This is a genomic window from Polyangiaceae bacterium, assembly GCA_020633235.1.
In the GTDB taxonomy this organism is placed as follows: Bacteria; Myxococcota_A; Polyangia; order Polyangiales; family Polyangiaceae; genus JACKEA01.
In genome coordinates this window covers 320,496-346,712 of sequence record JACKEA010000008.1, presented here as the reverse complement: position 1 = coordinate 346,712, position 26,217 = coordinate 320,496, and the positions used below count along the sequence as shown (strand labels likewise).

24 protein-coding genes and 1 pseudogene are annotated in these 26,217 nt (G+C 66.4%); 15 read left to right on the top strand and 10 right to left on the bottom strand.

Annotated features, from left to right (window positions below; all coding sequences use genetic code 11):
* Window positions 1-255 precede the first annotated feature (255 nt).
* Window positions 256-654, top strand: coding sequence for a hypothetical protein (locus H6717_37625; GenBank protein MCB9582820.1), 399 nt, complete (start codon window positions 256-258; stop codon window positions 652-654).
* A gap of 144 nt (window positions 655-798) precedes the next feature.
* Here H6717_37625 and H6717_37620 read toward each other — a convergent pair whose 3' ends face one another.
* The gene (locus H6717_37620; protein ID MCB9582819.1) at window positions 799-1,164 is read right to left on the bottom strand and encodes a DUF559 domain-containing protein; all 366 of its coding nucleotides are present in this window, start codon (window positions 1,162-1,164) and stop codon (window positions 799-801) included.
* Window positions 1,165-1,603: 439 nt separating this feature from the next.
* Here H6717_37620 and H6717_37615 point away from each other — a divergent pair, with 439 nt between their 5' ends.
* The 3 genes from H6717_37615 (at window position 1,604) to H6717_37605 (ending at window position 4,307) form a co-directional block, all read left to right on the top strand.
* Window positions 1,604-2,236, top strand: a complete 633-nt coding sequence (locus H6717_37615; GenBank protein MCB9582818.1) for a PEGA domain-containing protein — start codon at window positions 1,604-1,606, stop codon at window positions 2,234-2,236.
* A gap of 893 nt (window positions 2,237-3,129) precedes the next feature.
* Window positions 3,130-3,444 carry a hypothetical protein gene (locus tag H6717_37610; GenBank protein ID MCB9582817.1) on the top strand — a complete coding sequence of 105 codons (315 nt, stop codon included), beginning with the start codon at window positions 3,130-3,132 and terminating at the stop codon, window positions 3,442-3,444.
* Between the two features lie 644 nt (window positions 3,445-4,088).
* Window positions 4,089-4,307, top strand: a complete 219-nt coding sequence (locus tag H6717_37605) for a hypothetical protein (GenBank protein ID MCB9582816.1) — start codon at window positions 4,089-4,091, stop codon at window positions 4,305-4,307.
* 630 nt (window positions 4,308-4,937) lie between these two features.
* Here H6717_37605 and H6717_37600 read toward each other — a convergent pair.
* The 3 genes from H6717_37600 to H6717_37590 form a co-directional block, all read right to left on the bottom strand.
* Complete coding sequence (locus H6717_37600) at window positions 4,938-5,654, bottom strand: transposase (GenBank protein ID MCB9582815.1); 717 nt, start codon at window positions 5,652-5,654, stop codon at window positions 4,938-4,940.
* Window positions 5,655-5,730: 76 nt separating this feature from the next.
* A complete protein-coding gene (locus H6717_37595) occupies window positions 5,731-6,312 on the bottom strand; it encodes a helix-turn-helix domain-containing protein (GenBank protein MCB9582814.1) in 582 nt (193 codons plus the stop codon).
* A 102-nt stretch (window positions 6,313-6,414) separates the two neighbouring features.
* Window positions 6,415-6,621, bottom strand: coding sequence for a hypothetical protein (locus tag H6717_37590; protein MCB9582813.1), 207 nt, complete (start codon window positions 6,619-6,621; stop codon window positions 6,415-6,417).
* Here H6717_37590 and H6717_37585 point away from each other — a divergent pair.
* Together H6717_37585 and H6717_37580 are read left to right on the top strand one after the other, a co-directional pair.
* Window positions 6,620-7,375 carry an Rpn family recombination-promoting nuclease/putative transposase gene (locus H6717_37585; protein ID MCB9582812.1) on the top strand — a complete coding sequence of 252 codons (756 nt, stop codon included), beginning with the start codon at window positions 6,620-6,622 and terminating at the stop codon, window positions 7,373-7,375. The two genes, H6717_37590 and H6717_37585, sit on opposite strands and share 2 nt — an antisense overlap.
* The gene (locus H6717_37580) at window positions 7,372-7,608 is read left to right on the top strand and encodes a DUF4351 domain-containing protein (protein ID MCB9582811.1); all 237 of its coding nucleotides are present in this window, start codon (window positions 7,372-7,374) and stop codon (window positions 7,606-7,608) included. The genes H6717_37585 and H6717_37580 overlap by 4 nt, the downstream gene beginning before the upstream one ends.
* A 33-nt stretch (window positions 7,609-7,641) precedes the next feature.
* Here H6717_37580 and H6717_37575 read toward each other — a convergent pair whose 3' ends face one another.
* Entirely contained in the window at window positions 7,642-7,998 is a 357-nt protein-coding gene (locus H6717_37575) for a DUF559 domain-containing protein (GenBank protein MCB9582810.1), read from the bottom strand.
* Window positions 7,999-8,505: 507 nt separating this feature from the next.
* Between H6717_37575 and H6717_37570 the strand changes: the two are divergent.
* Both H6717_37570 and H6717_37565 read left to right on the top strand, forming a co-directional pair.
* Window positions 8,506-8,862 (top strand): annotated as a pseudogene (locus H6717_37570) (PEGA domain-containing protein).
* Window positions 8,863-9,388: 526 nt separating this feature from the next.
* On the top strand, window positions 9,389-10,906 hold the full coding sequence (locus H6717_37565) for a hypothetical protein (protein ID MCB9582809.1): 1,518 nt from the start codon (window positions 9,389-9,391) through the stop codon (window positions 10,904-10,906).
* A gap of 214 nt (window positions 10,907-11,120) precedes the next feature.
* On the opposite strand, the gene H6717_37560 is transcribed toward H6717_37565, so the two are convergent.
* Window positions 11,121-12,497, bottom strand: a complete 1,377-nt coding sequence (locus H6717_37560) for a DDE-type integrase/transposase/recombinase (protein MCB9582808.1) — start codon at window positions 12,495-12,497, stop codon at window positions 11,121-11,123.
* Window positions 12,498-12,782: 285 nt separating this feature from the next.
* Between H6717_37560 and H6717_37555 the strand changes: the two genes are divergently transcribed.
* The gene (locus tag H6717_37555) at window positions 12,783-13,772 is read left to right on the top strand and encodes an Rpn family recombination-promoting nuclease/putative transposase (GenBank protein ID MCB9582807.1); all 990 of its coding nucleotides are present in this window, start codon (window positions 12,783-12,785) and stop codon (window positions 13,770-13,772) included.
* A gap of 332 nt (window positions 13,773-14,104) precedes the next feature.
* Here H6717_37555 and H6717_37550 read toward each other — a convergent pair whose 3' ends face one another.
* Window positions 14,105-15,703 (bottom strand): hypothetical protein, encoded by a 1,599-nt coding sequence (locus tag H6717_37550; protein MCB9582806.1) that lies wholly within the window; start codon window positions 15,701-15,703, stop codon window positions 14,105-14,107.
* Window positions 15,704-16,010: 307 nt separating this feature from the next.
* Between H6717_37550 and H6717_37545 the strand changes: the two genes are divergently transcribed.
* The 3 genes from H6717_37545 (at window position 16,011) to H6717_37535 (ending at window position 20,443) form a co-directional block, all read left to right on the top strand.
* Window positions 16,011-17,444: a hypothetical protein gene (locus tag H6717_37545; protein ID MCB9582805.1), complete on the top strand. Its 1,434-nt coding sequence runs from the start codon at window positions 16,011-16,013 to the stop codon at window positions 17,442-17,444.
* A 79-nt stretch (window positions 17,445-17,523) separates the two neighbouring features.
* Window positions 17,524-18,888: a hypothetical protein gene (locus H6717_37540; GenBank protein MCB9582804.1), complete on the top strand. Its 1,365-nt coding sequence runs from the start codon at window positions 17,524-17,526 to the stop codon at window positions 18,886-18,888.
* Between the two features lie 223 nt (window positions 18,889-19,111).
* Window positions 19,112-20,443: a hypothetical protein gene (locus tag H6717_37535; GenBank protein ID MCB9582803.1), complete on the top strand. Its 1,332-nt coding sequence runs from the start codon at window positions 19,112-19,114 to the stop codon at window positions 20,441-20,443.
* Here H6717_37535 and H6717_37530 read toward each other — a convergent pair.
* The 3 genes from H6717_37530 to H6717_37520 form a co-directional block, all read right to left on the bottom strand.
* Window positions 20,440-20,973: a hypothetical protein gene (locus tag H6717_37530; protein MCB9582802.1), complete on the bottom strand. Its 534-nt coding sequence runs from the start codon at window positions 20,971-20,973 to the stop codon at window positions 20,440-20,442. The genes H6717_37535 and H6717_37530 overlap by 4 nt on opposite strands.
* Before the next feature lie 88 nt (window positions 20,974-21,061).
* The gene (locus H6717_37525; GenBank protein MCB9582801.1) at window positions 21,062-21,679 is read right to left on the bottom strand and encodes a hypothetical protein; all 618 of its coding nucleotides are present in this window, start codon (window positions 21,677-21,679) and stop codon (window positions 21,062-21,064) included.
* Window positions 21,676-22,254 carry a sigma-70 family RNA polymerase sigma factor gene (locus tag H6717_37520; GenBank protein MCB9582800.1) on the bottom strand — a complete coding sequence of 193 codons (579 nt, stop codon included), beginning with the start codon at window positions 22,252-22,254 and terminating at the stop codon, window positions 21,676-21,678. Before H6717_37520 ends, H6717_37525 begins: the two co-directional genes overlap by 4 nt.
* Before the next feature lie 88 nt (window positions 22,255-22,342).
* Here H6717_37520 and H6717_37515 point away from each other — a divergent pair, with 88 nt between their 5' ends.
* The 3 genes from H6717_37515 to H6717_37505 all read left to right on the top strand — a co-directional run bounded on the left by H6717_37515 (window position 22,343) and on the right by H6717_37505 (window position 26,031).
* Window positions 22,343-23,398 (top strand): hypothetical protein, encoded by a 1,056-nt coding sequence (locus H6717_37515; protein ID MCB9582799.1) that lies wholly within the window; start codon window positions 22,343-22,345, stop codon window positions 23,396-23,398.
* Window positions 23,399-23,515: 117 nt separating this feature from the next.
* Window positions 23,516-25,003, top strand: a complete 1,488-nt coding sequence (locus tag H6717_37510; GenBank protein MCB9582798.1) for a protein kinase — start codon at window positions 23,516-23,518, stop codon at window positions 25,001-25,003.
* Entirely contained in the window at window positions 25,000-26,031 is a 1,032-nt protein-coding gene (locus H6717_37505) for a tetratricopeptide repeat protein (protein MCB9582797.1), read from the top strand. The genes H6717_37510 and H6717_37505 overlap by 4 nt, the downstream gene beginning before the upstream one ends.
* Window positions 26,032-26,217: the final 186 nt, after the last annotated feature.

The window sequence follows — 26,217 nt, the reverse complement described above, 5'->3', positions numbered from 1 at the left end:
ACTTGCGGCACGGCAGCGGCTCGGATGGAACCCCACTACCAATCTTACTCCACGCTGGCAAGGGTAAGGGTGGCGCAGCAGGTGTCGGCGCTAACCCCGGTGATGTCGGCCAGCCGGGCATCACCAGGCAATCCAGGCTCCAACCTGGGTGCTGCGGAGGCGGTCAGCGCGTTGCATTGGGATGTTCGCCTCTGGCTACTCTTCTGCGGATGGCCAACCCGGAACTGACGGTTTCACACGGTCAAGGAGGCGGTGGTGGAGGGGCAAGCAGTACCACCACCACTGGATGCATTGGTGCGTCCGGCGCCGCGGGGCGGCATGGGAGGCTGCGGGGGCAAGCCAGGCACGGGTGGTCAAGGCGGTGGTGCGAGCGTCGCACTGCTGTCGTGGCAAAGCTCCATCACCCTCGATTCCTGTGACCTGAACGCCGCGACGGGTGGCGTTGGCGGAAAGGGCGGCGCTGGCGTGGCGCTGGTGGCTGCCGGCAAGACTGGCGGCACCGGGGGATGGATCAGGAGTTGGGCTTGGCGGCGGTGGGAACGGCGGGGAACGGTGGGAACGGTGGGCCTGGTGGTTCCGGCTCAGGCGGTTCCGGTGGCCCATCGTACGCGCTCGTATGGAATGGCACCGCCCCACTTCAGAACGGCACCGTGAACTCCTCACCAAGGGCACAGGCGGGGTTAAGGGCGTCGGCGGACAGTTCGGCGCACTCCCCAAGGCACCGGACGGTTCGGACGGGGACTCCGCCGAGAGCTACGAGCAAAAGTAGCCGGAGGCTCAGTCATGCAACGGCTCGCATCAGCCACGCGCCCCCAACGCTTGGCGGATGCGAGCAACAGCTTCCGGCAGCCGATGCACGACGAGGCCTGCCTCCAACCGCAGCACGCGCCAGCCAAGCCGGGCCAGGTCCCGGTCTCGGCGCTTGTCGGCGGCCTTTCGCGCGACGTGATAGCCGCCATCCACTTCAACGACCAAGCGCACGCTGGGGGCAGCGAAATCTGCAATGTAACGGCCGATGGCCACTTGCCGCCGGAAGGCCACACCCAGCTTGGAGCCACGGAGCTCTTGCCACAGCTTCTGCTCACTGAACGTGAGTTGTTGCCGCAGCGCATGGGCACGAGCGCGAGCAACTGGCTGAGCGGACTGACGATGGGGGCGACGCATGTTGACCTCCTGTCCCGGCTCGCGGCCGGGCTTCGCCCTTCCTGGCGCAGGCTCCATGACGCGCCCTCGGGCCGAGGCACGCATGCACACGCCTAGCCTCACCGTCACTGCACGACTCACGCCGGGGCGCGGCAGGGAGCGTGCGCTCTCGGCGGAGCCCGGTCGCGAGCCGGGACAGAGCGGAAGGCGCGGCGCCCCAGCGTCGGTCCCGAAGCCTCGCGAGCGCGAGCACCTTCCTGTGGCGAGCGCAGCCAACACCACAGGCGCACACAGCATTCGGCGCGACCCTTCACGCGCCCACGACGAATCCCGTCGCCCCTGTCTCCCCGGAACCACCTCCCGGTCACCTTCACCCATCAGCCCGGAACCACCTCACCGGCGCAGCCCCTCCCATGCGCGCGCAGGCCCCGAAGGGCCGAGCACACATTTGGGGGGCAAGTTGCGCGCAGGGCCCGAAGAAGGCCTGAGCACGGCGGGTGGGCATCAAAAGCAAAGCTACGACATCGCCGGAAACCTCGGTGATGTCGAGCTCACGCTCGGCAAGCCGCGCGACGCAGCGGAGCACCTCGAGTACTCGTACCGCAATTGGCCCACGGGCAAACAAGAGGCGCGCCAGCGCACGCTCGAGCGCCTCAGCCAAGCGAAGAAGCTCGTCGGCGCTCTCGAGATCTCCGTCAATGTCGACGGCGCAGAGATCACCGTCAACGACACCTCCGCGGGCCGCGCACCGCTCAACCACGACGTGTTCGTCGAAGCCGGCGCCGTCAGCATCTCCGTCACGGCTCCCGGCTACGCCACGGAAACCAAGACCGTCCCCGTCGCCAAGGGCGAGTCGCGCAAGGTCGCCATCGAGCTAACGGCCGACGGCAGTGCCGGCGCTGCCACTGGCGGCAACGGCGGCAACGGCGGCGCGGGCAACAACGGCAACGGCGGAGATAGCGGCGCCGCCGGTTCCGGGCGCTCTCCACCGACGGATGGCGAGCAAGCATGTTGCCCGTGTGGATCGCGGGTGGCATTGGCGTTGCAGGTGTTCGCACAGAACCGGCACCGTGTTCATGCTCACTTGGGCTGAATGGGGCACAGAAGCGACCGCTGTGCGACAACTGGAACACGTTGCCGGGAACTCAGCCCTGTGCAGCGGGCACGCCGTTTGCGGACCAGTGCGCAGAGATTGACGACCTTGATTCCGCGGCACGCCGAAACCAGACGATTGGTGAAGGATGAGATTGGGGTCACGATTAGAGGAAGCGGCGAGGATAGTCATGGCGATTGGCTGGCGGCTCGCAGGCGCCGACCACGGCGGGCTATTTGAGGCGCAGCTCGAGCGAGAAGAACCTCCGGAGCGCGACTTTGGTGCCGGGTGGAAGTTGCCGGGCACTCCGCAGCACCGGCAAACTGCAGGGAAGTTTCTAGAGCCGTCTCGTCGCGGATGACTACGCCATTCCAGGGGAGACGAGCGCTCGAGAAGTGTATCGCGTGACTTCGTGGCCTTGCTTGCCGTTGTTGGTTTGGGTGGCTTGCTGAGCTCGGTTTGGTGCGGCTCTGATGATTGCTCAACATCGATACGGGCTCCTGCGGATCATACACAGGTGGCGCGGGAGGCGTCAAAAGGCGGCGACTCAGGTAGTGGAGCGACTCATCCCAGACGGGGGTGGAACAAGACGGCAACACGAGCGGAACCAGAGGGACCATCGGCACAGCCGGCGACGGTGGCACGCTGTGACACCAGCAAGTCTCCTGCTGACGAGTCCTGTCTCGTTGACGAGCAGTACGGTGTCTTCGTCGACGCGACCAGGCAGCACGGCCGGCAGGTGGCCCTGACGGCGGGGATCGCACCGCAGCGTACAAGACGATCGCCGACGCCCTGACCAATGCGCATGGGGCGGCAAGAAGATCTCACGTCTGCAACACCGACGGCGACTGGTGCGAACGAGGACGCTGCGCTGACTGCACCTCGCCTGGTTGATGGCACTACGCTCACGGCGGCTTTCAATTGGCGCAGATTGGACGTACGACACGGCAACCAAGGCCGTCGTCAACTGGCTGATGGCGGCCACGCCGTGGAGCATCGACAACCTCGCAGTCGGTACCAGCTACGTCGAAGACTTCGCCATTCAAGGCTGCCAATGCCACCGGCGACGGCGCTTCGAGCATCAGCGGCATCGCCGTCACCAGCCATCGGCAACGGCGTCGTCCACTCCGCGGCGCGGCTGCAAGATCACGGCGTTGGGAACGGCGGCGTGCCGGGCAAAGACGACAAACAGACGGCGCGAAGGGTAGGTTGGATGGTGCGGATCCCACGAGCCCCCAACGCAGAACGGAGCCGCTGCTCAGTGCTCGGTGACTGGCGGGACGAAAGCAGCCTGGAGTGCCTGTCTCGGCGCTTGTCGGCACCTGCGGCTCTGCTGGCGTAAGTGGTGGGATCGAAACTTTGAAGCTGCTGGTTCAGCCTGGCAATCCACGGGGCTTCCTGAATACGAATCTCCTGCAGCAGTGGCGAGCAACTGGCGGGCGGGCCGGCTGCCACTGACAGTTCGTTGCCAGGCGATGCTGGCGAAGCGGGCTTCGCCCGGCAAGCCTGGCTCGGGCCGAGCACGCATGTCACGCCTAGCGTCTGAGGTTGACCATTCACGAGTAGGGGTGGCTACTCGTCGGAGCAGACGGCACAACAGGTAGGCGATGGCCCCCAGGACGAGGTCCTGGTGGCGGCGCGGAGGTGGCGCCGCCAACACCTGTGGCGCACCGACGCGAGCTCCCGCGGTTGTACGAGTCGCCCCTGGCGCCGCGGGGTGGCATGGGCGGGTGCTGGCGTGGCGGTAAGCCGGGCACGGGTGGTCAAGGCGGTGGCCCGAAGCGAGCGCGCTGCTGTCAAAAGCAAAGCTCCATCGCCGGCCTCGATTCCTGTGACCTGAACGCTGCGACGGGTGGCGTTGGCGGAAAGGGCCACGGCGGCGCTGGTGGCGCCAGGCAAGCTCGGCGGCACCGGCGGAATCGGCTCCGGAGTCGGTCTGGGCGATGGCGGCGATCACGGTGGCAAGGGCCGGGCAGGTGGGCCGGTGGTTCCGGCTCAGGCGGTTCCGGTGGCCCATCGTACGCGCTTTCGTGTGGAATCGGCACCGCCCCACTTCAGAACGGCACCGTGAACCTCAACCAAGGGCACAGGCGGGGTCAAGCGGCGTCGCCGGCGGACAGTCACCTCGGCGCACTCCCCAAGGCACCGGACTACCGGCGACGGCGACGGCCGCCGAGAGCGTGTACGTGCTCAAGAAGCAGGAAGTAGCGCGGAGGCTCAGTACGCTCGACGGCTCGCATCAGCCACGCGCGCCCTTCAGGACGCTCGACAGGCAGGATTCCGGAAGCACACTAACCACGGTGGGATTCATTGGCGCAGGCGTGAATTTTTGCGGCACCGCCGCGGTCTTCTTTTTCGGCCGGACGAGCCAACCAATGACTCGGCACGTGCTGGCGGCTGGCGCCACGCACTGCTCGCCTTCACGCGGTCGCGGTGCTCTTGGGTACACGTTCGGCTAGGAGGGCAGAGATGTCGCTTTTCGTGAGGCGCCTTGCTGGCGTTGGTGTTTCGACCGCGTTCGTGATTGCGATGGGAGGGCTCACAGGTTGCGGGTGTAGTGGTTCAGCGAATTTTCGCGGTTATTTCTGACTGATTTCCCGCGCGCACGACGCTCGGCAGCACTGCTCGTTCAACGCGTTCTCGAGCTGCGGGTACACGTTCGCCTTCGGCAACGCGTACTCAGCTCCGCAGGGCGCGGATCTCAAGCGGCTTTGCGCAGCTCGATGACGGGGAGATGATGCAGGCCCGGCGCGTGGCCGAGCACGAGTCGCAGTTTCTCGTCGCGTTGTCCCCGCGGCATTCGCGACGCTGCAGCTATTGAGGGGTCCGGAGATCGTGCACGCGGACGGTCACACGGCCTCTGGTGCGGCGGACGCCTGCCGTCGAAGACTTCACTCGGGGTTGCGCCATCAAGCCCTTGGTGCGGCCGAATGTCGTTGTACCAATCGACGTAGCGCGAGCAGAGCTCCGCCATGGCGCCAAGGTTGATCACCACGCCGCGCCGTTCGGGCCCGAACGCTTCCTCTTTCAAGCTGCGCCAGAATCGTTCCACGATGGCGATGGAGCCATGCTTGCCCACCGCTCCGTAGCGGGGCTTCACGCTCCACCGCTCACACCACCGACGGTACTTCTCCCGAAACTGCGCGCCTTGGTCCGTCACCGTGTACTTCGGCGCGCCGCCGGCACGGCGGCGCGCCCTGTCCAGCAACCGACACACCTGCTGCCCTGACGGCTCTCTCGTGTACACCCCGATGGCGAGTATCCGGCGCGAGAAGTGATCCATCACCACCGACAGCCAGAAGCAGAAGGGCCAGACCTGAAGCATCGCTCCCGGAAACCACGGCACCCAGAAGCCCACCGCCGTCGGCACTACGGTGTGGTCCAGCCCCCACACGTGGCTCTCGTACTTCGCAATCACCGTCCTTCCCGACGCGGGACTCGCGCTCTGGGGCTCCGGCGCGGGCGGCGGGGACGCTTCGAATCCGGCTTCTCTTTCAGCTTCCTCGCGACGGTGCTTTCCGCGAGCCGCAGGCCTGCACGCGCAAGAATCTGCGCGATCCGCTTCTTACCCATCTGCGGACAGTGCTTGCCCACCTCTCGGACCATCTCCCCACGAGGTCATCGAGTCGATTGACCGGGCGGCGCATCGCCAGCAGCGCCTTCTCCCCGCCTTCGTCCAACCGCGACAGCCACCGCTCGACCGTAGCCACGGTCACCAGGAAGCGCCTCGCCACTTCCTCCGTGCGGAGGCCTCGTCGCGTCTTCTCTTCCAAGATCTCCAGCCGCTCCTTCGGCTTGTAGTGCGGCCGCTGCGCAGCGGGCATCCGTGCGAAACGCGCCCGCAGTAGGCGCGCCTCGCGTTCGGAGCTCCCGCCGATGAGCGCGATGGCCTGCTCCCCACCTGTCGCCGCCGCCAAGCTCACGATCCCGCGATACGCCAGCCCCAGCGCGCATAGCCACCCGCGCTGCACGACCTCCGGCCAGCTGCGTGGCACGGGGATCTCCGCGAGTCTCATGTCACAGTCCCAGGTCATCCGTTCGCTGTCGTCCTCGCCGACCTCAACCTCGCCTTGCATGTTCGTGACTTTCCGTCGTCTTCTTCCAAAGCCACAACTTCCGGCAGAGGCCGAGTGCAGTAGTCCCGCGTTTCGGCGCGCTCTCAACGCCGACACCTCCAGCTACGGAAGGCGGTGCACTACCAACGCAGCATCCACGAGCGCCACCAACACAGCATCCTCGAGCGCCACCAACGCAGCATCCACGAGCGCCACCAACACAGCATCCTCGAGCGCTACCAACACAGCATCCTCGAACGCATCCCCGAGCGGTTCCGGGACGCCCGCGAACAGCGCCGCGCAGTCCGGCGCGGTGTACGATGCGCCCATGGACAACCCGCACGATCGCTTCTTCCGTCACGTGTTCTCCGATCCCGAGAACGCCGCTGGCGAGCTCAAGACGATCCTTCCCGCCGAGCTGTCCGCTCACATCGCCTGGTCCTCGCTCCGGCTCGTACCCGGAAGCTATGTCGATGCTGAGCTCAGCGACTTGCGCTCCGACGTCTTGTTCGAGACCAGCCTCGACGGCCGACCGCTGCTCATCTACTTCTTGCTCGAGCACCAGAGCAGCTTCGACCGATGGATGCCGCTCAAGATGCTCGGCTACATGCTCCGCATCTGGGAGGACTTCCACAAGAAGCACCTTGACACTCAGTTGCTTCCTCCAATCGTTCCGGGCGTCGTCTACCACGGCGACCGCGCGTGGCCGCCTCGGATGCTCTTCATGGACCTGCTCGACGTCGACCAGGCCCTGCACAAGCTCCTCGCACCCCACGTCCCGGAGTTCGAATTTCACGTCGATGATCTCTCCGGCGCTCAAGCCGAGTCTCTTCGCGCCCGCGCCATGACCGCCATCGCCCAGCTGTCGCTCTTCTGCCTCAGCCGTGCCCGCAAGAGCGGCGACGTCGCCGCAGAGCTGGCTCAGTCCTGGCAAGATCGCATGCGGAGGTGGCCGATGCTCCCAACGGCGTGGCGGCACTCGGCACCGTTTTGCGCTATCTTCTCGAGGCCAGCGAAACTCCCCCCGAGCGAGTCAGAAACCTCGTCCGGCAGCTGGGACCCAGAGCCGAGGAAGCTTTCATGACCGGTGCACAGATTCTCAGAGCTGAAGGCGAAGCCAAGGGCAAGGCCGAGGGCAAGGCCGAGGGCAAGGCCGAGGGCAAGGCCGATACTCTCCTGAAGCTGCTGGAGTTGAAGTTCGGAGAGCTGCCGGACGCCACCACTCACCGTGTGCGTGGCGCGACCCTGGAGCAGCTCGACTCCTGGATCGAGCGCATCTTCCAAGCCACTTCGCTCGAAGACGTGTTCGCGAGCTGAGCGCGCTGCACACGACGAGTGCGCTCCTTCAGCTCACGCCAACGCCCGACGCACCAACTCCAACGCCTGCGGCAGCCGATGCACGACCAACGTGGCTTCCAACCGCAGCACGCGCCAGCCAAGCCGGGCCAGGTCCCGGTCTCGGCGCTTGTCGGCGGCCTTTCGGGTGACGTGATAGCCGCCATCCACTTCAACGACCAACCGCACGCTGGGGGCAGCAAAATCTGCAATGTAGCGGCCGATGGCCACTTGCCGCCGGAAGGCCACACCCAGCTTGGAGCCACGGAGCTCTTGCCACAGCTTCTGCTCACTGAACGTGAGTTGTTGCCGCAGCGCATGGGCACGAGCGCGAGCAACTGGCTGAGCGGACTGACGATGGGGGCGACGCATGCTGACCTCCTGTCCCGGCTCGCGGCCGGGCTTCGCCCTTCCTGGCGCAGGCTCCATGACGCGCCCTCGGGCCGAGGCACGCATGCACACGTCTAGCCTCACCGTCACTGCACGACTCACGTCGGGGCGCGGCAGGGAGCGTGCGCCTCTCGGCGGAGCCCGGTCGCGAGCCGGGACAGAGCGGAAGGCGCGGCGCCCCCAGCGTCGGTCCCGAAGCCTCGCGAGCGCGAGCACCTTCCTGTGGCGAGCGCAGCCAACACCACAGGCGCACACAGCATTCATCGCGACCCTTCACGCGCCCACGACGAATCCCGTCGCCCCTGTCTCCCCGGAACCACCTCCCCAGTCACCTTCACCCATCAGCCCGGAACCACCTCACCGGCGCAGCCCCTCCCATGTGCGCGCAGGCCCCGAAGGGGCCGAGCACACATTTGGGAGGGGCAAGTTGCGCGCAGGGCCCGAAGGGCCTGAGCACGGCGGGGTGGGCATCAAAAGCAAAGCTACGACATCGCCGGCAATCTCGGTGATGTCGAGCTCACGCTCGGCAAGCCGCGCGATGCAGCGGAGCACCTCGAGTACTCGTACCGCAATTGGCCCACGGGCAAACAAGAGGCGCGCCAGCGCACGCTCGAGCGCCTCAGCCAAGCGAAGAAGCTCGTCGGCGCTCTCGAGATCTCCGTCAATGTCGACGGCGCAGAGATCACCGTCAACGACGCCGCAGCCGGCCGCGCACCGCTCAACCACGACGTGTTCGTCGAAGCCGGCGCCGTCAGCATCTCCGTCACGGCTCCCGGCTACGCCACGGAAACCAAGACCGTCCCCGTCGCCAAGGGCGAGTCGCGCAAGGTCGCCATCGAGCTAACGGCCGACGGCAGTGCCGGCGCTGCCACTGGCGGCAACGGCGGCAACGGCGGCGCGGGCAACAACGGCTCCGGCGGAGACAGCGGCGCCGCCGGTTCCGGCGGCACCACCGTCTCCACCGACGGCATGTCCGGCAAGACCGTCGCTCTCATCGCCGGCGGCGCTCTGACCGTCGCAAGCGCAGCGACGTGGATCGGGTTCTACTTCGCACAGAAGTCTACTGCCGACGACACCAGCAGCTTGCGAGATCAGATCCGCTCAGACCTGGGCCCAGGTGCATGTGGTCGTGATCCTAAAGCTAAGCTCTGCGTCGATCTTGCTGACAAGAACGACACGGGCAAGACCCAGAAGACCCTCTCCACCATAGGAGGCATCGGGTTTGCGGCCTTTGGCGCGGCGACTGTCGCCGTTTGGTTTCTGTGGCCGGATGAGAAGAAGACGTCTGCGACGACACCTCATCTGGCGCCGTCCATTGCGAAAGATGAGATCGGCGTCACGGTTAGAGGAAGCTTCTAAGCGAGGGATAGTCATGGTGCGCAACTGGATTGGTTTCTTTGCGGTTCTGTGCGGTTCTGTCGTTGTTCTGACGGCGGGTTGCGCAAACGAAGACTTCAGCTCTTGTGAAGCGAATGAGAGCTGCCCGGGAGTCGGCGGAAGCGATGGCGGCGTCGGTGGCACTGCTGGCACCTCCGGAACTTCTGGCACCGGGGGCACGGGCGCCACTGGCGGACAAGGCGGTCAAGCCGGAGATGGTGGCGGCTGCGACACTTCCGCCGACCCCAGCACCGAGAGCTGTCTCGTCGCGGATGACTACGCCGTCTTCGTCGACGGCACCGCCTCCACCACGGGCGACGGCTCCAAGGCCAGCCCCTTCAAGACCATCGGCGAAGGGCTTGCCGCAGCAAAGTCGGCAGGCAAGCTCGTCCTCGTTTGCGACACCAACTACGACGAGCAGCTCAACATCGACGCTGGTGTTCGTCTCTACGGCGGCTTCAAGTGCACCGATTGGACCTACGAGTCAGGACAGAAGGCCGTCGTCAAACCCGCCGCCAAGGGCTACGCCCTCGAGGTCTCGGCGGTCACCAATCCCGTCGTCATCCAAGACATGGAGTTCGACGCCCAGGACGGCACCGACCCGGGCGAGTCCAGCATCGCAGCCTTTGTTCACGACTCCACCGGCGTCGCGTTCGATCGCGTCGCTTTCGTCGCCGGGAAGGGCGTTAAGGGCAAGGACGGCGTGCTCGTTCCCGTGGTCCATGAGAGCGACCCTGCGAAACTAGACGGAAATGACGCGGCCAGTGACACCGGTGGCCCTGAGAAGAAGTGCGCGTGTCCCGCTGGCGGCGACACGACTGGAGGGGCGGGAGGCAACAAGGGGCAACCAGGCGGGAAGGGCTTTCCCGATCTGGGAGCCGGGAAGGGCGGGCAGCTGGGCACATGCAACCTTACAGAGCAGAAGGGTGCGAATGCGTCGCCCCAAGGCGCCGCCAGCGGTGCGACGATAGTTGGCACGCTAAGCGTAGCCGGATTCGTTGGCACAGCTGGTGGCGATGGGCTCAGTGGCAGTCCAGGACAAGGCGGAGGCGGAGGCGCGGGAGCGGACGGTTCAAACAGCGGCGCGGGAGGCGGTGGGGGATGTGGTAGTTGTGGTGGTGCAGGTGGCGCCGGCGGTGGCGCAGGTGGGTCAAGCATCGGCTTAGTGGCTTTCTCTTCGAACGTAACTACGGATAGCTGTACCTTCACAAGCTTGAGTGCCGGTGACGGCGGGAAGGGTGTGGCCGGCCAGGCCGGTGGAACGCTCGTTGGTTCCGGTGGGGGCAAGACCTCTTCCGGATGCTACGGAGGAGATGGCGGCAAAGGCGGCGCTGGCGGCGCTGGCGGCGGAGCGGCCGGCGGCATCTCAGCCGGCATCCTGTCCGACACCACCTCCGCCATCACTGACAGCGGCGGCACGTTCACGCACGGCGCGGCCGGCCAAGCCGGTGCAGGCGGCGTTGCAACCAACGGCGGCGTGCCGGGCATAGCGGACGACAAGGTCCAGCTCTGACGCACAAGCAGCGCTGTAGTGGTTCAGCGAATTTTCGCGGTTATTTCTGACTGATTTCCCGTGTAGTGTAGTGGTTCAGCGAATTTTCGCGGTTATTTCTGACTAATTTTCCGCGCGCACGACACACGCCAGTAGTACTCGTTCAACGCGTTCTCGAGCTGCGGGTACACGTTCGCCTTCGGCAACGCGTGCTCAGCTCCGCAGGGCGCGGGTCTCAAGCGGCTTTGCGCAACTCGATGACGGGGAGATGGGGGAGACCCGGCGCGTGGCCGAGCACGAGTCGCAGTTTCTCATCGCGTTGTCCCCGCGGCATTCGCGACGCTGCAGCTATTGAGGGGTCCGGAGATCGTGCACGCGGACGGTCACACGGCCTCTGGTGCGGCGGACGCCTGCCGTCGAAGACTTCACTCGGGGTTGCGCCATCAAGCCCTTGGTGCGGCCGAATGTCGTTGTACCAATCGACGTAGCGCGAGCAGAGCTCCGCCATGGCGCCAATGTTGATCACCACGCCGCGCCGTTCGGGCCCGAACGCTTCCTCTTTCAAGCTGCGCCAGAATCGTTCCACGATGGCGATGGATCCGTGCTTCCCCACTGCGCCGTAGCGGGGCTTCACGCCCCACCGCTCACACCATCGTCGGTACTTGTCTCGAAACTGCGCGCCTTGGTCCGTCACCGTGTACTTCGGCGCGCCGCCGGCACGGCGGCGCGCCCTGTCCAGCAACCGACACACCTGCTGCCCTGACGGCTCTCTCGTGTACACCCCGATGGCGAGTATCCGGCGCGAGAAGTGATCCATCACCACCGACAGCCAGAAGCAGAAGGGCCAGACCTGAAGCATCGCTCCCGGAAACCACGGCACCCAGAAGCCCACCGCCGTTGGCACTACGGTGTGGTCCAGCCCCCACACGTGGCTCTCGTACTTCGCGATCACCGCCCTTCCCGACGCGGGACTCGCGCTCTGGGGCTCCGGCGCGGGCGGCGGGGGACGCTTCGAATCCGGCTTCTCTTTCAGCTTCCTCGCGACGGTGCTTTCCGCGAGCCGCAGGCCTGCACGCGCAAGAATCTGCGCGATCCGCTTCTTACCCATCTGCGGACAGTGCTTGCCCACCTCTCGCACCATCTCCCCCACGAGGTCATCGAGTCGATTGACCGGACGGCGCATCGCCAGCAGCGCCTTCTCCCCGCCTTCGTCCAACCGCGACAGCCACCGCTCGACCGTAGCTACGGTCACCAGGAAGCGCCTCGCCACTTCCTCCGTGCGGAGGCCTCGTCGCGTCTTCTCTTCCAAGATCTCCAACCGCTCCTTCGGCTTGTAGTGCGGCCGCTGTGCCGGTGGCATCCGACCAAACCGCGCGCGCAGCAAGCGCGCCTCGCATTCCGAACTCCCCGCGACGATCGCGACAGCCTGCTCCCCACCTGTCGCCGCCGCCAAGCTCACGATCCCGCGATACGCCAGCCCCAGCGCGCATAGCCACCCGCGCTGCACGACCTCCGGCCAGCTGCGTGGCACGGGGATCTCCGCGAGTCTCATGTCACAGTCCCAGGTCATCCGTTCGCTGTCGTCCTCGACGACCCCAATCTCGCTTGTCATGTTCGTGACTTTCCGTCGTCTTCTTCCAAAGCCACAACTTCCGGCAGAGGCCGAGTGCAGTAGTCCCGCGTTTCGGCGCGCTCTCAACGCGCCGACACCTCCAGCTACGGAAGGCGGTGCACTACCAACGCAGCATCCTCGAGCGCCACCAACACAGCATCCTCGAGCGCCACCAACACAGCATCCTCGAGCGCTACCAACACAGCATCCTCGAACGCATCCCCGAGCGGTTCCGGGACGCCCGCGAACAGCCCCGCGCAGTCCGGCGCGGTGTACGATGCGCCCATGGACAACCCGCACGATCGCTTCTTCCGCCACGTGTTCTCCGATCCCGAGAACGCCGCTGGCGAGCTCAAGACGATCCTTCCCGCCGAGCTGTCCGCTCACATCGCCTGGTCCTCGCTCCGGCTCGTACCCGGAAGCTATGTCGATGCTGAGCTCAGCGACTTGCGCTCCGACGTCTTGTTCGAGACCAACCTCGACGGCCGCCCGCTCCTCATCTACTTCTTGCTCGAGCACCAGAGCAGCTTCGACCGATGGATGCCGCTCAAGATGCTCGGCTACATGCTCCGCATCTGGGAGGACTTCCACAAGAAGCACCTTGACACTCAGTTGCTTCCTCCAATCGTTCCGGGCGTCGTCTACCACGGCGACCGCGCGTGGCCGCCTCGGATGCTCTTCATGGACCTGCTCGACGTCGACCAGGCCCTGCACAAGCTCCTCGCACCCCACGTCCCGGAGTTCGAATTTCACGTCGATGATCTCTCCGGCGCTCAAGCCGAGTCTCTTCGCGCCCGCGCCATGACCGCCATCGCCCAGCTGTCGCTCTTCTGCCTCAGCCGTGCCCGCAAGAGCGGCGACGTCGCCGCAGAGCTGGCTCAGTCCTGGCAAGATCGCATGCGGGAGGTGGCCGATGCTCCCAACGGCGTGGCGGCACTCGGCACCGTTTTGCGCTATCTTCTCGAGGCCAGCGAAACTCCACCCGAGCGAGTCAGAAACCTCGTCCGGCAGCTGGGACCCAGAGCCGAGGAAGCTTTCATGACCGGTGCACAAATTCTCAGAGCCGAAGGCAAGGCCGAGGGCGAAGCCAAGGGCAAGGCCGAGGGCGAGGCCAAGGGCAAGGCCGATACTTTGCTGAAGCTGCTGGAGTTGAAGTTCGGAGCGCTGCCGGACTCCACCACTCGGAATGTGCGTGGCGCGACCCTGGAGCAGCTCGACTCCTGGATCGAGCGCATCCTCCAAGCGACTTCGCTCGAAGACGTGTTCGCGAGCTGAGCGCGCTGCACCCGACGAGTGCGCTCCTTCAGCTCACGCCAACGCCCGACGCACCAACTCCAACGCCTGCGGCAGATGATGCGTGTAGTGGTCCAGCGAGTTTTCAACGCGATGCTTGCCTGATCTTCACTCGCGCACCCGCGCGCCAACGCGTTTCAGGCGTTCGCGAGCAGCGCACACACATCGCCCTCCACAACCGCCCATCGGGATCCCCAGCGACGGGCTACTCTGCGCAGCTCAACACCCGAAAAAGCGGCAACCCGGCGCGTAGCCGAGCACGAGTCGCAGTGGTCTTCGCCTTGTCCTCGTACTGCAGGGCCAGAACAGCTGGCTCAGTCGCACAGGTTCGGTCCAAACACGCGTCCGTGGATTTCCTTGTTTCCCGTCGGACCTTCGCCCCAGACCATGGCGTAGCCGCTTTCCCCCGCCGCGAATGCTCCCGTGTGCTGATCGATCGTGTCGACCATGAAGGTGGCTGCTTGCGGCTGATCGATCAACTTGCAATCCTTCGTCCTCACCAGCGCCGCCGAAACATTTGTGCCGCTCGTAGCATCCAAGACAGCCACGAGCGGACCGCTCGCATGGTTCACGACGCCGATGGGCCACGGATTGGTGAAGGTTCCGAGCTTTGCAATCGAGCAACCGGCGCCACCATCCGACCCACGCTCCTTGTACTCGAGTGCTCCTGGCAGATGCCACGCGAAGCCAAACCCCGTCGGAATGGCGCCGACCACCGGACTCTTCGCCCCCGCCGCCGAGGATAGCGGCTCGGACGCGCTGGCACCGAACGAGGAGTCCACGTGCACCCACTCGATCACGCCGTTCAGCTCCCAGAGCTGGGCAACATGAGTGGCCGTCGCCGCAACCTCGGCATCGTTGCGCAGGCCGTTCCCGGTCGAGACGAACTGCGTGCTCGTCTTGGGCGTGCCGTTCGGGGCAAGCACACGGAAGGCGGCCGGAAGCCCGGTAGCATCCTTCTCCAGGAAGCCCACGTACCAGTCACCATTGAACGACGCGACGGAGGCACGACCATTGGCCGCGCCCGCGGTTTCACTGACGTTCACCGCAGTACCCTGCGGCTTGCCGTCGCAGTCGACACGTTGAACGTACACGTCGTAGCTCGACGAGGTCTGCCTCCAGACCACGGCACACTCGCTGCCCGAGCACGCTACTCGCGGGTCATGACTATCGCCGGCGGTAGCAGAAGAGATCTTGCCCTGCACTCCAAGGGCGCCAGCCTGACTCAGCGAGGCTCCCCAGATCGCATCGTACCCGTCACGGTTGTCCGTCCACACCAGGACGTACTTCTTGCCCCCCGGACACCACGCAATGTGTGGGTCACGGTGTAGCTTGCCTACAATCCCTACAAGCTTCTTGGCAGTGCCCCCCAGCGGTTTGCCCTCTTGCAGATCGTCCAGGCCGTTGCAGTTGTTGTCCTTGCCGTCGCAGATCTCCGGCGCACCCGGGTAGGTGTTCGCATCCGAGTCATCGCAATCGTCCCCCGGATCCGCAGGGCAAGCCGCCGTGTGGTTGTCGGAATCCTCATCCTTGGCGGCAACGACACATGTGCCCGTGGGCTCCTGGCACTCGGCCGTGCAGGTGTTCGGATCTGGATTCGCGCAATCGACGGGGGCCCCAGCCTGGCATTTGCCATTGGCGCACGTCTCCGTTCCGTTGCACGCCTTGCCGTCGTCACAATCAGCAGGCTTGGTGCAGTCGGCTCCGATGGTGCCACCGCTGCCACTCGCACCGCCGCTATCCCCGCCGGTCCCGCCACCGTCCGTGCTGCCGCCGTCCGTTCCGCCCGATCCGGCCGTTCCCCCTGCACCACCAGTACTGGGTGCGGCGTTGAACTCCTCGCCGCCACAAGCGGACGTCGCCACTGCACAGAGCACACTCACGACCACTGTTGCTACGCGCATCGTCTTCACCACCGCGGAACCCTCCTGGGACCGAACAGGCTAGCATCGACGCCTGGGCGCGGCCGCTCAAACTGGCGCACGAACTTTCCACGCAACCCGCTCCGCCTCGCGCCGAACGGCCTCAGTACGACGGAAATCGAGCTGGCCCTGGGCCGGGCTTCGACGGCGTGCGCGTGGTTCCGCGACGTGCAAACCCCAATCTCCCAAGCCAACAACGTGCATCGTTGAGACTCCTCTCGCGACACGATCGGGGACGTTCAAACCACCGCTCCGGCGAAGCTCGGCCCAGGGCCAGCGCGCTTTGGAGGATTCGGCGATGCGACGACGCGGCTTCTGGCTCGGTGCGACTTTCTTGGTGATGGCCTGTGGGCTTTTCGCGTGTACCAGCGAGCAGTTCGAGGCAAGGGAGACCGTAGACGGCGCGGCGGGCTCGTCGGGCGCCGCGGGCGCTGGCGGCATGAGCGAAGGTGGCGCAGGCGATGCGGGTGTGGATGCCCCTGGCGATGCCTACGTGCCCGTGCTGGAGACCGTCGTCGTGACGAATGGGGAGGGCAGCATCATTGCCAATGCGGACGTGTTCTCCAGCTCGGCGGATGGCTCGCTGTTCGCGACGGCCAAGACCGATGCAACCGGGACCGCCAGCATCGACGTGCCGCCAGGAGGCTCCGTGAGCAGCATTCTGACGCGCGTGGATCCGGGTGGGAACGGCACCGCGCTCAAGCTCCACATCTTGTACTCCATTGCGGAGGTGGAGCAGGGCAGCACCGTCCAGCTGGTGTCCTTCAAGCTCCAAGCCCCGCCAACGCCCCCCACCATGGCAGACATCACGCTCACCCTGGCGAGCGTTCCCTCGGGCACCGCCAGCGTGAAGGTGTTCATGCCCTGCGCCGCACCTGCGGAGTATCCCGAGAGCACCATCGTGGTGAAGGACTACGCGGCGTGCCCGGGGGAGAGCACGTACGACGTGGTCGCCCTTGCGTTGAATGCCGCGGGCGTGACTCTTGGCAGTGCTTTCGTTCTCGAGAAGGCGTTCACTGCCGGGCAGACGGCCAGCCACACGTTGAGCTTTTCCTCGGCCGCGGTACAAACCACTGCCAGTATTGAAGGTCTGCCGACCAACGCGGACTACGCCTTGCTGAGCCTTTCAGGGTGGCGCCCGCAACGTCCGAGCTTGCGCCTCAGCGTGGAGCAGGGGCACACCGAACCGCCCGACACGTCGGTCAGCAGTGACCTGATGCTACCCGGCGGACTGCCGCTCGCTTTCGCGATCCGCGAAGAGGTGCAGTGGCACGAAGGGGACCTCACCTTCTCGGCCATCCGAAACACCCCCACTTCCACGCTACCTGCCGCCTCCACTTGGAGCCTTCCGTCCAGCTTGGCTGCCGTCAGCGGAGTGGGCGCGCCGGATCTTTCCGACATCGCCCGACCGAAGTTCGCGTGGCAGCTCTCGGACGGCGACGTCGGCGCTTGCGCGGTGCTCTCGGCGCAAGCCAAGCGCAGCGACAACGAAATCATGATGTGGGTGGCCGTGACCAAGGCCGCGAAAGACGGCAGCTGGCAAATCCCCGAGCTCCCCCCGGGCTATGAAGACGGCGTCCTTGCCCTCGGCGACACCGTGACGAGCTCACAGGTCTCTCACGTCGACGCTCCCAGCGCCGTCGCCCTCGACCATTGCGTCGATGCCCTCTCGTCGAACTTCCCCGGAGAGGCATCACGCGTCACCTCCACTACCTGGGGTTCGCCGAAGTAGCTCGGTTTTGTCGCAACTCGCACGTTGCCCAGCCGAAAGGCTCCTCGCGGTTTTTTGACAACACCGCAGGGAGAGTCCAATGACGGCATATACAAAGTTGGTACGCGCAGGCAGCGCTGCGGTCGTCTTCGCGATCGCGTGCGCCGGAAGCCTGGCGGCGTGCTCGAGTGATAGCTTCGATTCGACCCCGAATGGCACCGGAGGGGCGGACCAAGATGGAGGCGGAGGCGCCGCCGGAAACGCCTCGGGCGGTGCTTCTGGATCTGGGGGTTTGGCCGGCGCGGAAACGGGCGGCACGGCCGGCCAGGGCGGCGCAGCCGGCACCAAGGGCAGCGCGGACAACGGCACCACGTGCGGCGACGGAAGCGAGTGCAAGAGCGGCTTCTGCGTCGACAGCGTGTGTTGCGACGGCGCCTGCGACAAGGACTGCGAGAGCTGCGCCGTGACCGGGTCGGAAGGAACGTGCACGCCCTTCGACAAGGGCACGGATCCCGACGCGGAGTGCCTGGGCTCGGCGCAGGCCGGCGACACGTGCGCGGGCAGCTGTGATGGCGCGTCGGCGTGTGAGTTTCCAGGTGCCACTACGAGCTGCGGCAACCCTGTCTGCACGGGAAGCCAATCGACGGGGTTTGCCTGCGACGGCACGGGCGAGTGCAAGATGGCGACCGCGGATTGTGCGCCGTACATGTGCGGAGCAAGTGCCTGCAAGACCAGCTGCACCGGCGACACCGACTGCGTCAGCGGGAACTACTGCTCGGCAGGCAAGTGCGTGACCAAGAAGGCAAACGGCCAGGCATGCAACGGAAACAACCAGTGCAGCAGCAGCAACTGCGTCAGCGGGACCTGCTGCAACGTATCGAGCTGCGGGTCTCCGTTCAGCTGCAGTGATGGCACGTGCAAGTGCGGCGGTTCCGTGTGCGCAGCCGGCGACAGCTGCGTGCTCTGGTACAAGGACGCCGACGGCGACAAGTTTGGTGATCCCAATCCGAACCTGAGCATCTACGGTTGCGCAACCAAGCCTCCCCCGGGATACGCCGCGAACAATGCGGACTGCTACGACGCGAATGCGAACGCTCACCCAGGGCAAACAGGCTTCTTTCCCGATCACCGGGGGGATCTGAGCTTCGACTACGACTGCGATGGCAAAGTAACGAAGAAGATCCCAAAGGTCGACATCAACGCATGTCGCGACTGCGGAACCTTCATTCCAGGCACATGCTGGAATTGCGGGAATGGACCCATCCCGGGCGGATTGAATACCTATGGCTTTGGCTGCAACGGCAACAGCAACTGCTCGTCGAGCGGACCGGCGACGGGCTTCGCGAGCGACGTAGCTTGCGGCACCGCCGCTAAGCTGTCCAAGTGCGGCCCCGACTCCACAACTTCGTGCTCCTTCGGCAAGGTCACGGAGGACCCGCTCCTGACAAAGCAGACGTGCCGCTAGGATGACTCCAAATGCCCGAGCCCGACCGTCGTGTCGGGCTCGGGCATTTTGTTTCCGCGGCGGACCAACAGCAATTGGAGGAATTGTAGGAATCGGGTGTGGGCGAGACTGTCATGCAGGCCAGGTGGCGTGCGGCTGACGCGACGCTGAGCGAGTGCTAACCTCGGGGCTTCCTTGCGTGACGTTCGGGCGTCGCGCGATTCTCGAAACGGGCGGTGGAGCAGTGAAGGCACGTGCATTCGCGACGGTTTCGACTCTGGTGGCGCTGGCGCTGGTGACCGCAACGGGGTGTTCCAGCGACAAGTTCGATCCGCACTCCAGCACGAAGGATGGCGGGGGCGCAGCGGCGGGAGCGGCGGGAAGTGACGGCGGCGTTTCGGGGTCGGGCGGCGGCTCCGGCGCGTCGGGCAGTGGAGGGAGCGCGGGTACTGCAGGAACCGCAGGGACGGGTGGCACCGGCGGCGGGGGCGGCACGGCGGGCAACCCGAACGGAGATCCCAACGGCACCGCGTGCGCGAACGGAAGCACGTGCAAGAGCGGTCTGTGTGTGGACGACGTGTGTTGCGACACCGGCTGCGACAAGGAATGCGAAGCGTGCAACGTGACGGGCTCGGAGGGAACGTGCACGCCGTACGGGCAGGGCACGGATCCTGACTCGGAGTGCCTAGGGGGCAGCGCGAGTGGACCTTGCAGCGGCAGCTGCGACGGAGCGTCGGCGTGCGAGTATCCGACCTCGAGCTGCGGGTCGCCCACTTGCTCGGGCTCCACGCAGACGAACCCCACCTGCGACGGCACAGGGACCTGCGGCTCGGCAACGGTGTCGTGCGCGCCCTACGTGTGCGGAACGTCGACGTGCAAGACCAGCTGCGGCGGCGATGCGGACTGCGTGACCGGCAACTGGTGCAACGGCACCAAGTGCGAAGCCAAGAAGACCAACGGACAGAGCTGCGGGGGAAACAACCAGTGTCAGAGTGCGCACTGCGTGAGCGGGGTGTGCTGCAACGTCTCGAGTTGCGCATCACCCGCCAGTTGCAGCACAGGGACTTGCCTGTGTGGGGGTGCTGAGTGCGCCTCCGGCCAGTCCTGTGTTTACTGGTATCAGGACTCGGATAACGACACGTACGGCAATGCGGCTAGCAAGAAACCCGCGTGTTCCGGGACCAAGCCCGCCGGCTACGTGTCGAACTCCTCGGACTGCTACGACGGTAGCGCGAACGCGAAGCCCGGCCAGACTCAGTACTTCATCGTTGATCGCGGAGACGGGAGCTTCGACTACAACTGCGACCAAGCTGCTTCGGTGCAATATCCGAAGATCGCAAACACCGCTTGTGGCGAATGCAAACCTCCTGCCCCAGGCGGTTGCGTCGTTGGCCTGTGCCTGGGCGGCTTCGGCTGCTACGGAGCGTGCCCGGGCAGTGGTCCCGGGCTCGGCTTCGATACGGACGTGAACTGCGGACAAAGCTCTGATCTGAAAAAGTGCGCCGATACGACGATCACGCCTGACTGTGCGCCTTTGAAGCAGTCAGCCGGCACGACTACGCAGGGCTGCCGCTAAAACCCGCAGCCCCCCACGACGCCGGCCAAATACGTTCCGGGCTGTGACGGCGCGCAAGTCTTCACGCCGTCGCACTCGTCTTGGGTCCGGCACAGCGTGATCTCGTTGGTGAAGAAGCAGTCTTGAGGCGCGCGGCATTCGGTGCCGCCGCCCAGATCGTCGAGCAGGCAGCACACTTGGCCGGGCGCGCAGTCTTCGGCGCCATCGCACTGCATGGCGAGATCGGCGCAGTCCGTGAGGGCACCGCAAGTTCCGGTGGCCGCCTTGCCGCCCACGAGGCTCACGCAACACACCTGCCCCGTGCTGCACGAGCAACCCGGTGCGCCGGGGCAGACGATGGTGCCGTCGCTGGGCTTGCGCCAGTTGAAGTCGCCGCAGGCGTCGGCGCTGTTGCCGCCCAGGCTGGCGTCGTCGTTGCTGCTGCACGCGCTCACGGCGGCCGCCACGACCAGGGCCGAGAGCAGGTAGCGGAAGATTCGAAGCGAGGTGCTCATCATCCTGAAGTGCTGGAAGCCGTGCTCTTTGATCACGGATTCTGCGTCGCGCTGTCAATTCGCGCCCGCAGCGTGCGGGCTTCAGGCGCCAAGATCCCGTTGGGGAACGCGGCGTCATAGGCGTTCAGCTCGCGCCGGGCCCGCGCCGGATCCCCGGCCGCGAGCGCCGCTCGGGCGCGAGCCAGCGCTTGAACCTCGCGGGCCAACTGGCTCGCATTCGTGACGTTCGTCCCACTGGCGGTGGCTTGGGGCGTTGTATTTTTGGGCTGGCGCGGCGCGGAAGCTCGCGGCCGCGCCGCCGTGGGCACAGCGCTCGTCGCAGGCGGCGCGGCAGAAGGCGTCGGTGCGGGCGCGGGCGCGACGCTGACGGCGGGCGCCACGGCGGCGGGCGCGCTCGTGGCCAAGGCCGCGGGGACGGCGTGGGCGGCGCGCCGCGGAGGGCGACGGCGCCCCAGATCACGGCGCCCACCACGGCAGCACCCGCCGCGGCCTTGGCCACGAGCGCACTCGTCGTCTGCGTCGCGCCGCTCGCCGCATTCCCCGTCGCGCTGCCGCTTCCCGTCGCGCTCCCTCCGCCCTCCGCACTGCCACCGCCCCCCGGAGGCACAGGTCCGCCGAGCCCCAGCGCGACGATCAAACGGTCCGCGCGCTGCGCCTCCCTCGGGTCGTCCGCTGCGGCACTGAGCAGCTCGCGCTCGAAGGCGTCGCATTCCGTATCGAGCAGTCGTTCGAGCTCGCTCATGCCACACCTCCTTGTTCTCGGGCGCGCACTCGTCGCGCGGCAGCCTGGAACAGCTCGCGGCCGCGCCGCAGTCGCGATGCCACCGTCCCCGGCGCGACGTCGAGGGCCGCCGCGATGTCCTTCATGGTCAGGCCCTCCACCTCGAACAGCACGAACACCGTGCGCGCGTCCTCGGGCAAAGACTCGAGGATCTCGTCCAGCAGCTCCCGCGCGCGCTTCTTGCCGAGCAGCTCGTCGGGCCGCGGCTCGCTGTCCACCAAGCTGTCCGCCGCGCCCGCGTCGTCCGCCGGCGGCGTGCGCTGCTCCGCCCGGCGCGCAGCTTTGGCCGTGCGGCTGGCCACCGTGAACAGGAACGAGCGCTCGTCCCGCAGCTCGTCCAGTTGGCGGAGCGCAACGATGAACACCTGTTGCGCCGCGTCGTCGATGGCCGCCCGCGGCACTCCCTGGCTCCAGAGCACGCGGCTCACGAAGCTGCTATGGCGCTGCACGAAGGCGCGCTGCCGCGCGCGAACGTCCGCGCCGCTGTCGGCTCGGGGCATCGGCGGCGTCTCCAGCGCCAGGGGCTGAGCCAGCATATCAGCCAGGAGTGTCGCGAGCGGCGGGGTTTGATCGACAAATCCGCCAGTTGTCGCGAATCCCGGTCAGTGGCAATAAGGGCGGAGGATGCGAGCTTTCTTCTGGGGTGGGTGCGTGGCGCTGGGCGTGCTCGTGAGCTGCAACGCGATTCTCGGGAACGAGGACGGGCGGCTCGGGGCTGATGCGGGGAGTGGGGGGGTTGCGGCTTCGGATGCTGGGGGGAATGGGGGAACGGCTGCTTCTGGTGCCGGTGGGACGGGCGGTGGCCTGTCGGGAGCTGGCGGGACGAGTGGCGGCGGGACCGGCGGCGCCGGCGGCTCCGGCGGCTCCGACGGCGGCGAACCGACGCTGGGACGCGCCTGCACCGCAGACGCGGACTGCGGCGGCCTCACGTGCCTGACGGCCAGCTCCGGAACGCTGGATGGTGGCGGCCCAGCGAAGGGGCTGTGCACCACGTCGTGCGCCTCGGACCTAGGTTGCCAAGGCCTCGGCACGAACGCCACGTGCCTGGAGTACACGGCAGGCGCGGGGTACTGCTTCGAGAATTGCACCTTGGGCAATCCGGGCCCCAACTTCTTGAAGAGCAAATGTCAGGGACGACCGGAAATGGCGTGCAGCCCGCAGTCGAACGATGGCGTGACGCTGTCGGGCAGTGTTTGCGTGCCACAGTGCAATGGCGACGAGGACTGCGGCGACCTGCTGCATTGCGATCCGAAGAGCGGACTGTGCCGCACGACTGCACCCGCAGGTAAGAGCCTTGGTGAGAAGTGCACGGACGGCGGTTCTAGCGAGTGCACGGGCAACTGCGCCCCTTCCGTGAACCCAGGAAGCAGCGTTCCTTTCACGTACACGTGCACTCAGAACTGCACGATTGGAGCCCTGCCCCAGTGCGGCTGGGACGGCGCAGGCAAGGCTCCCGGGTTCTGTCTCATCACTTCCTTGCTGAACTCCTCGCCCGGTGTCGGCGATCAAGGTTTGTGTGTCCAGCTGTGTTCGTGCAACAGCGATTGCGGTAACCCCGACCTCGTGTGCCGTGCTTTGAACTCTTCCGGCCTTGAAACAGCGCTCGGACAGCACGGCTATTGCCACACCCCGGTCAATGAGGACGGTGGTACCGACCCAGGGATCACCGCATGTAACTGAGGCGCGGTGACCGAGCGCGATGTCTTGGTGAGCTGGCCCTGAAGTAAGTCCACCACGACTAGCGACTTTGTCCTTCACATGAAGTAGCCCGCGCTATACTGACTCGCTTCCCGGGGCGTGGACGACACGGACATGGAACAGAGCTCTCCCGTCAAAGCTGGCGACGTGCTGGCGGGCAAATACCGGGTCGATCGCGTGCTCGGTGCCGGCGGCATGGGGGTCGTGGTCGCGGCGCACCACATGCAGCTCGATATTCCCGTCGCGCTCAAGTTCCTGTTGCCGGGGTCGCTGGGGGACGGCACCGCGGTCGCGCGCTTCCTGAAAGAGGGGCGTGCCGCAGCGCGCGTGCGGAGCGAGCACATCGTGCGTGTGCACGACGTGGGAACGCTGGAGAGCGGCTCCCCCTACCTGGTCATGGAGTACCTGGAGGGGAACGATCTCGCGGAGGAGCTGAAGAAGAACAAGCGCCTTCGTGCCGAGCTGGCCGTGAGCTACGTGCTGCAGGCATGTGACGCCATCGCGGAAGCGCACGCCATCGGCATCGTCCACCGCGACCTGAAACCGCAGAACCTATTCCTCACGCGCCGCAACGACGGGTCCGCGTGCGTCAAGGTGTTGGACTTCGGCATCGCGAAGCTGAACTTATCCACCGCCGATCAACTCACCCGCACCACCGCGGTGATGGGATCGCCGCTGTACATGTCGCCGGAGGTGATGCAGTCCGCGCGCAATGCAGATCACCGCACCGACATCTGGTCCCTGGGCGTGATCTTGTATCAGCTGGTGACGGGCGAGCTGCCGTTCAACGGGGAGACGCTCCCCGCCGTGTGTCTCAAGATCGTGAACGAGGCGCCTTCCCCGCCGAGCAGCTTGGCGACGCTCCCGGCCGAGCTGGAACGGATCATCCTCCGCTGCTTGGCGAAAAGGCCGTCCGAGCGGTTTCAGAGCGTGAAAGAGCTGTCCGATGCCCTGAGTGACTGGGCAGAAGAGGGCGACAAACCGCGAGCGTCGCGTGTTTCCCGCGTGCTGGAAGAGCGCGCCAGCGCGGACGTGGAAGAGGTTCCGCCGACGCGGGCGGCGGGCGTCAGCTCCGGCGCGCCGGCCATCACCGGCCCCGCAGAAGGGCAGCAAACCGTCGGGGGCTGGGGCGCGACGCAGCCGCCGCGGCACAAGCGCGCCCTCCGGGCCCTGGTGTTGGTGGCCGCACTGTTTGCGGTCGTTACTCTGAGTGCCATCGTGGTGCGACTCACCGCGCGCTCCGGCGCCGCGACGGGCGCGAGCGCAGCGAGCGCCGAAGCCATCGTCGCCTCCGCGCCGACCGCGAGCGCGACGGTGAGCGCGGAGCCGACGCCCATCGTCGCCGCGTCGTCCGAGGCCGGCGCGGCGACCCCAGACGCGCCGGCCGAGCCCGACGTTTCCGCGGCGAACCAACATGCAGCGACAAAGATCGTCGCGGCTCCCGTTGCCGCGAGCAAGCCGAAGCCCGCCGTTGCTGCGAGCAAGCCGAAGCCCGCCGCTCCCAAGGCCAGCGCCTCGCCGCCGACCAAAACGCCGTTGCCCCCGACGACGGGCGGTGTCATTCCCCTTCCGGACGATCGCAAATGAACCGAACCAGCTTCTCCGTGCTCCTGTTGGCTGCCGTGGGCAGCGTCTCCACCCTCGCCCGCGCGAATGATCCGGTCGCGGCGCAAGCGTTGTTCGACGAGGGCAAGCGCCTGGTGGCCGCGGGGGACTACGACAAAGCCTGTCCCAAGCTCAAGGAGAGCCAGCGGCTGGACCCCGCGGGCGGCACGCTCTTGCACCTGGCCAACTGCTACGAGCTCGCAGGCAAGACCGCCAGCGCTTGGGCGGCCTACAACGAGGCGCTCAGCTGGGCGCGCAAAGACAGGCGCAAGGACCGCGAGAAGGCCGCCCTCGCGCGAGTGAGCGCGCTGGAGAAGAAGCTCTCCCGCGTGGAAGTGCGCGTGAGCAGCGCCGCGCGCGTCGACGGCCTGAGCGTGAGTCGCGATGGTGAGACCCTCAGCCCAAGCCAGCTCGGCGTCGCCATTCCGGTCGATCCCGGCAATCACGTCATTCGGGCAGAAGCGCCGGGCAAACAGCCGTGGGAGCAGACCATCGCGGTGTCCAAGCCGGGCACGAGCAGCGTAGAGGTTCCCGCGTTGAAGGACGAGGCGGCGGAGCCTGCCGTTGCGCCCGCTCCCACCGAAGCTCCCGAATCCGCTCCGGTGCAGCAACCTGCTGCCGAGCCAGCGCCCGCGCCGAGCTCGTCGGCAGACGCGTCGGCAGACACCTCGGGCATGAGCGGCCAGAAGAAGATCGCGCTCGTCGTCGGAGCGGTGGGCGTCGTCGGTGTCGGCGTTGGCAGCTACTTCGGGCTGCGATCGATGGCGAAAAAGAGCGACGCCGACGACCACTGTGATGGCTCGGCGTGCCGCGATCAGGCCGGCGTGGATCTACGACAAGACGCCATCGACGCTGGCAACATCTCGACCATCGCCTTCGCCGTCGGCGGCGTCGGCGTCGCCGCAGGCATCGCCCTGTGGCTCACGGCGCCATCTTCCGAAAGCGCCGTGCGCGTGCACCCGGCCGTCGCCAGCGACTTCGGCGGAGTCGGCGTGAGCGGGCGATGGTAGCTCGCCGGCTGTTCCTCGTCGTTGGACTCACGCTCGTTGGCTGCAATGGCCTGCTGGGCAACGAGGAAGGGGAGCTTGTCGCAGCGGGTGGAAGCGCGGGTGTTGCGGGGGCGGGCGGCGCTGCGGGTACAGGTGGTTCGAAGCCGGAAACGTGTTGGCAGCTACTCGAGTCGAGTACGGCAAGCG

Coding starts and splice junctions, on each gene's coding strand:
- H6717_37620 (MCB9582819.1), bottom strand. CDS start 1,164: ATGCGTCGCCCCCATCGTCAGTCCGCTCAGCCAGTTGCTCGCGCTCGT.
- H6717_37610 (MCB9582817.1), top strand. CDS start 3,130: ATGGCACTACGCTCACGGCGGCTTTCAATTGGCGCAGATTGGACGTAC.
- H6717_37595 (MCB9582814.1), bottom strand. CDS start 6,312: ATGCAAGGCGAGGTTGAGGTCGGCGAGGACGACAGCGAACGGATGACC.
- H6717_37585 (MCB9582812.1), top strand. CDS start 6,620: ATGGACAACCCGCACGATCGCTTCTTCCGTCACGTGTTCTCCGATCCC.
- H6717_37590 (MCB9582813.1), bottom strand. CDS start 6,621: ATGGGCGCATCGTACACCGCGCCGGACTGCGCGGCGCTGTTCGCGGGC.
- H6717_37580 (MCB9582811.1), top strand. CDS start 7,372: ATGACCGGTGCACAGATTCTCAGAGCTGAAGGCGAAGCCAAGGGCAAG.
- H6717_37575 (MCB9582810.1), bottom strand. CDS start 7,998: ATGCGTCGCCCCCATCGTCAGTCCGCTCAGCCAGTTGCTCGCGCTCGT.
- H6717_37565 (MCB9582809.1), top strand. CDS start 9,389: ATGGTGCGCAACTGGATTGGTTTCTTTGCGGTTCTGTGCGGTTCTGTC.
- H6717_37560 (MCB9582808.1), bottom strand. CDS start 12,497: ATGACAAGCGAGATTGGGGTCGTCGAGGACGACAGCGAACGGATGACC.
- H6717_37555 (MCB9582807.1), top strand. CDS start 12,783: ATGGACAACCCGCACGATCGCTTCTTCCGCCACGTGTTCTCCGATCCC.
- H6717_37545 (MCB9582805.1), top strand. CDS start 16,011: ATGCGACGACGCGGCTTCTGGCTCGGTGCGACTTTCTTGGTGATGGCC.
- H6717_37540 (MCB9582804.1), top strand. CDS start 17,524: ATGACGGCATATACAAAGTTGGTACGCGCAGGCAGCGCTGCGGTCGTC.
- H6717_37525 (MCB9582801.1), bottom strand. CDS start 21,679: ATGAGCGAGCTCGAACGACTGCTCGATACGGAATGCGACGCCTTCGAG.
- H6717_37520 (MCB9582800.1), bottom strand. CDS start 22,254: ATGCTGGCTCAGCCCCTGGCGCTGGAGACGCCGCCGATGCCCCGAGCC.
- H6717_37515 (MCB9582799.1), top strand. CDS start 22,343: ATGCGAGCTTTCTTCTGGGGTGGGTGCGTGGCGCTGGGCGTGCTCGTG.
- H6717_37505 (MCB9582797.1), top strand. CDS start 25,000: ATGAACCGAACCAGCTTCTCCGTGCTCCTGTTGGCTGCCGTGGGCAGC.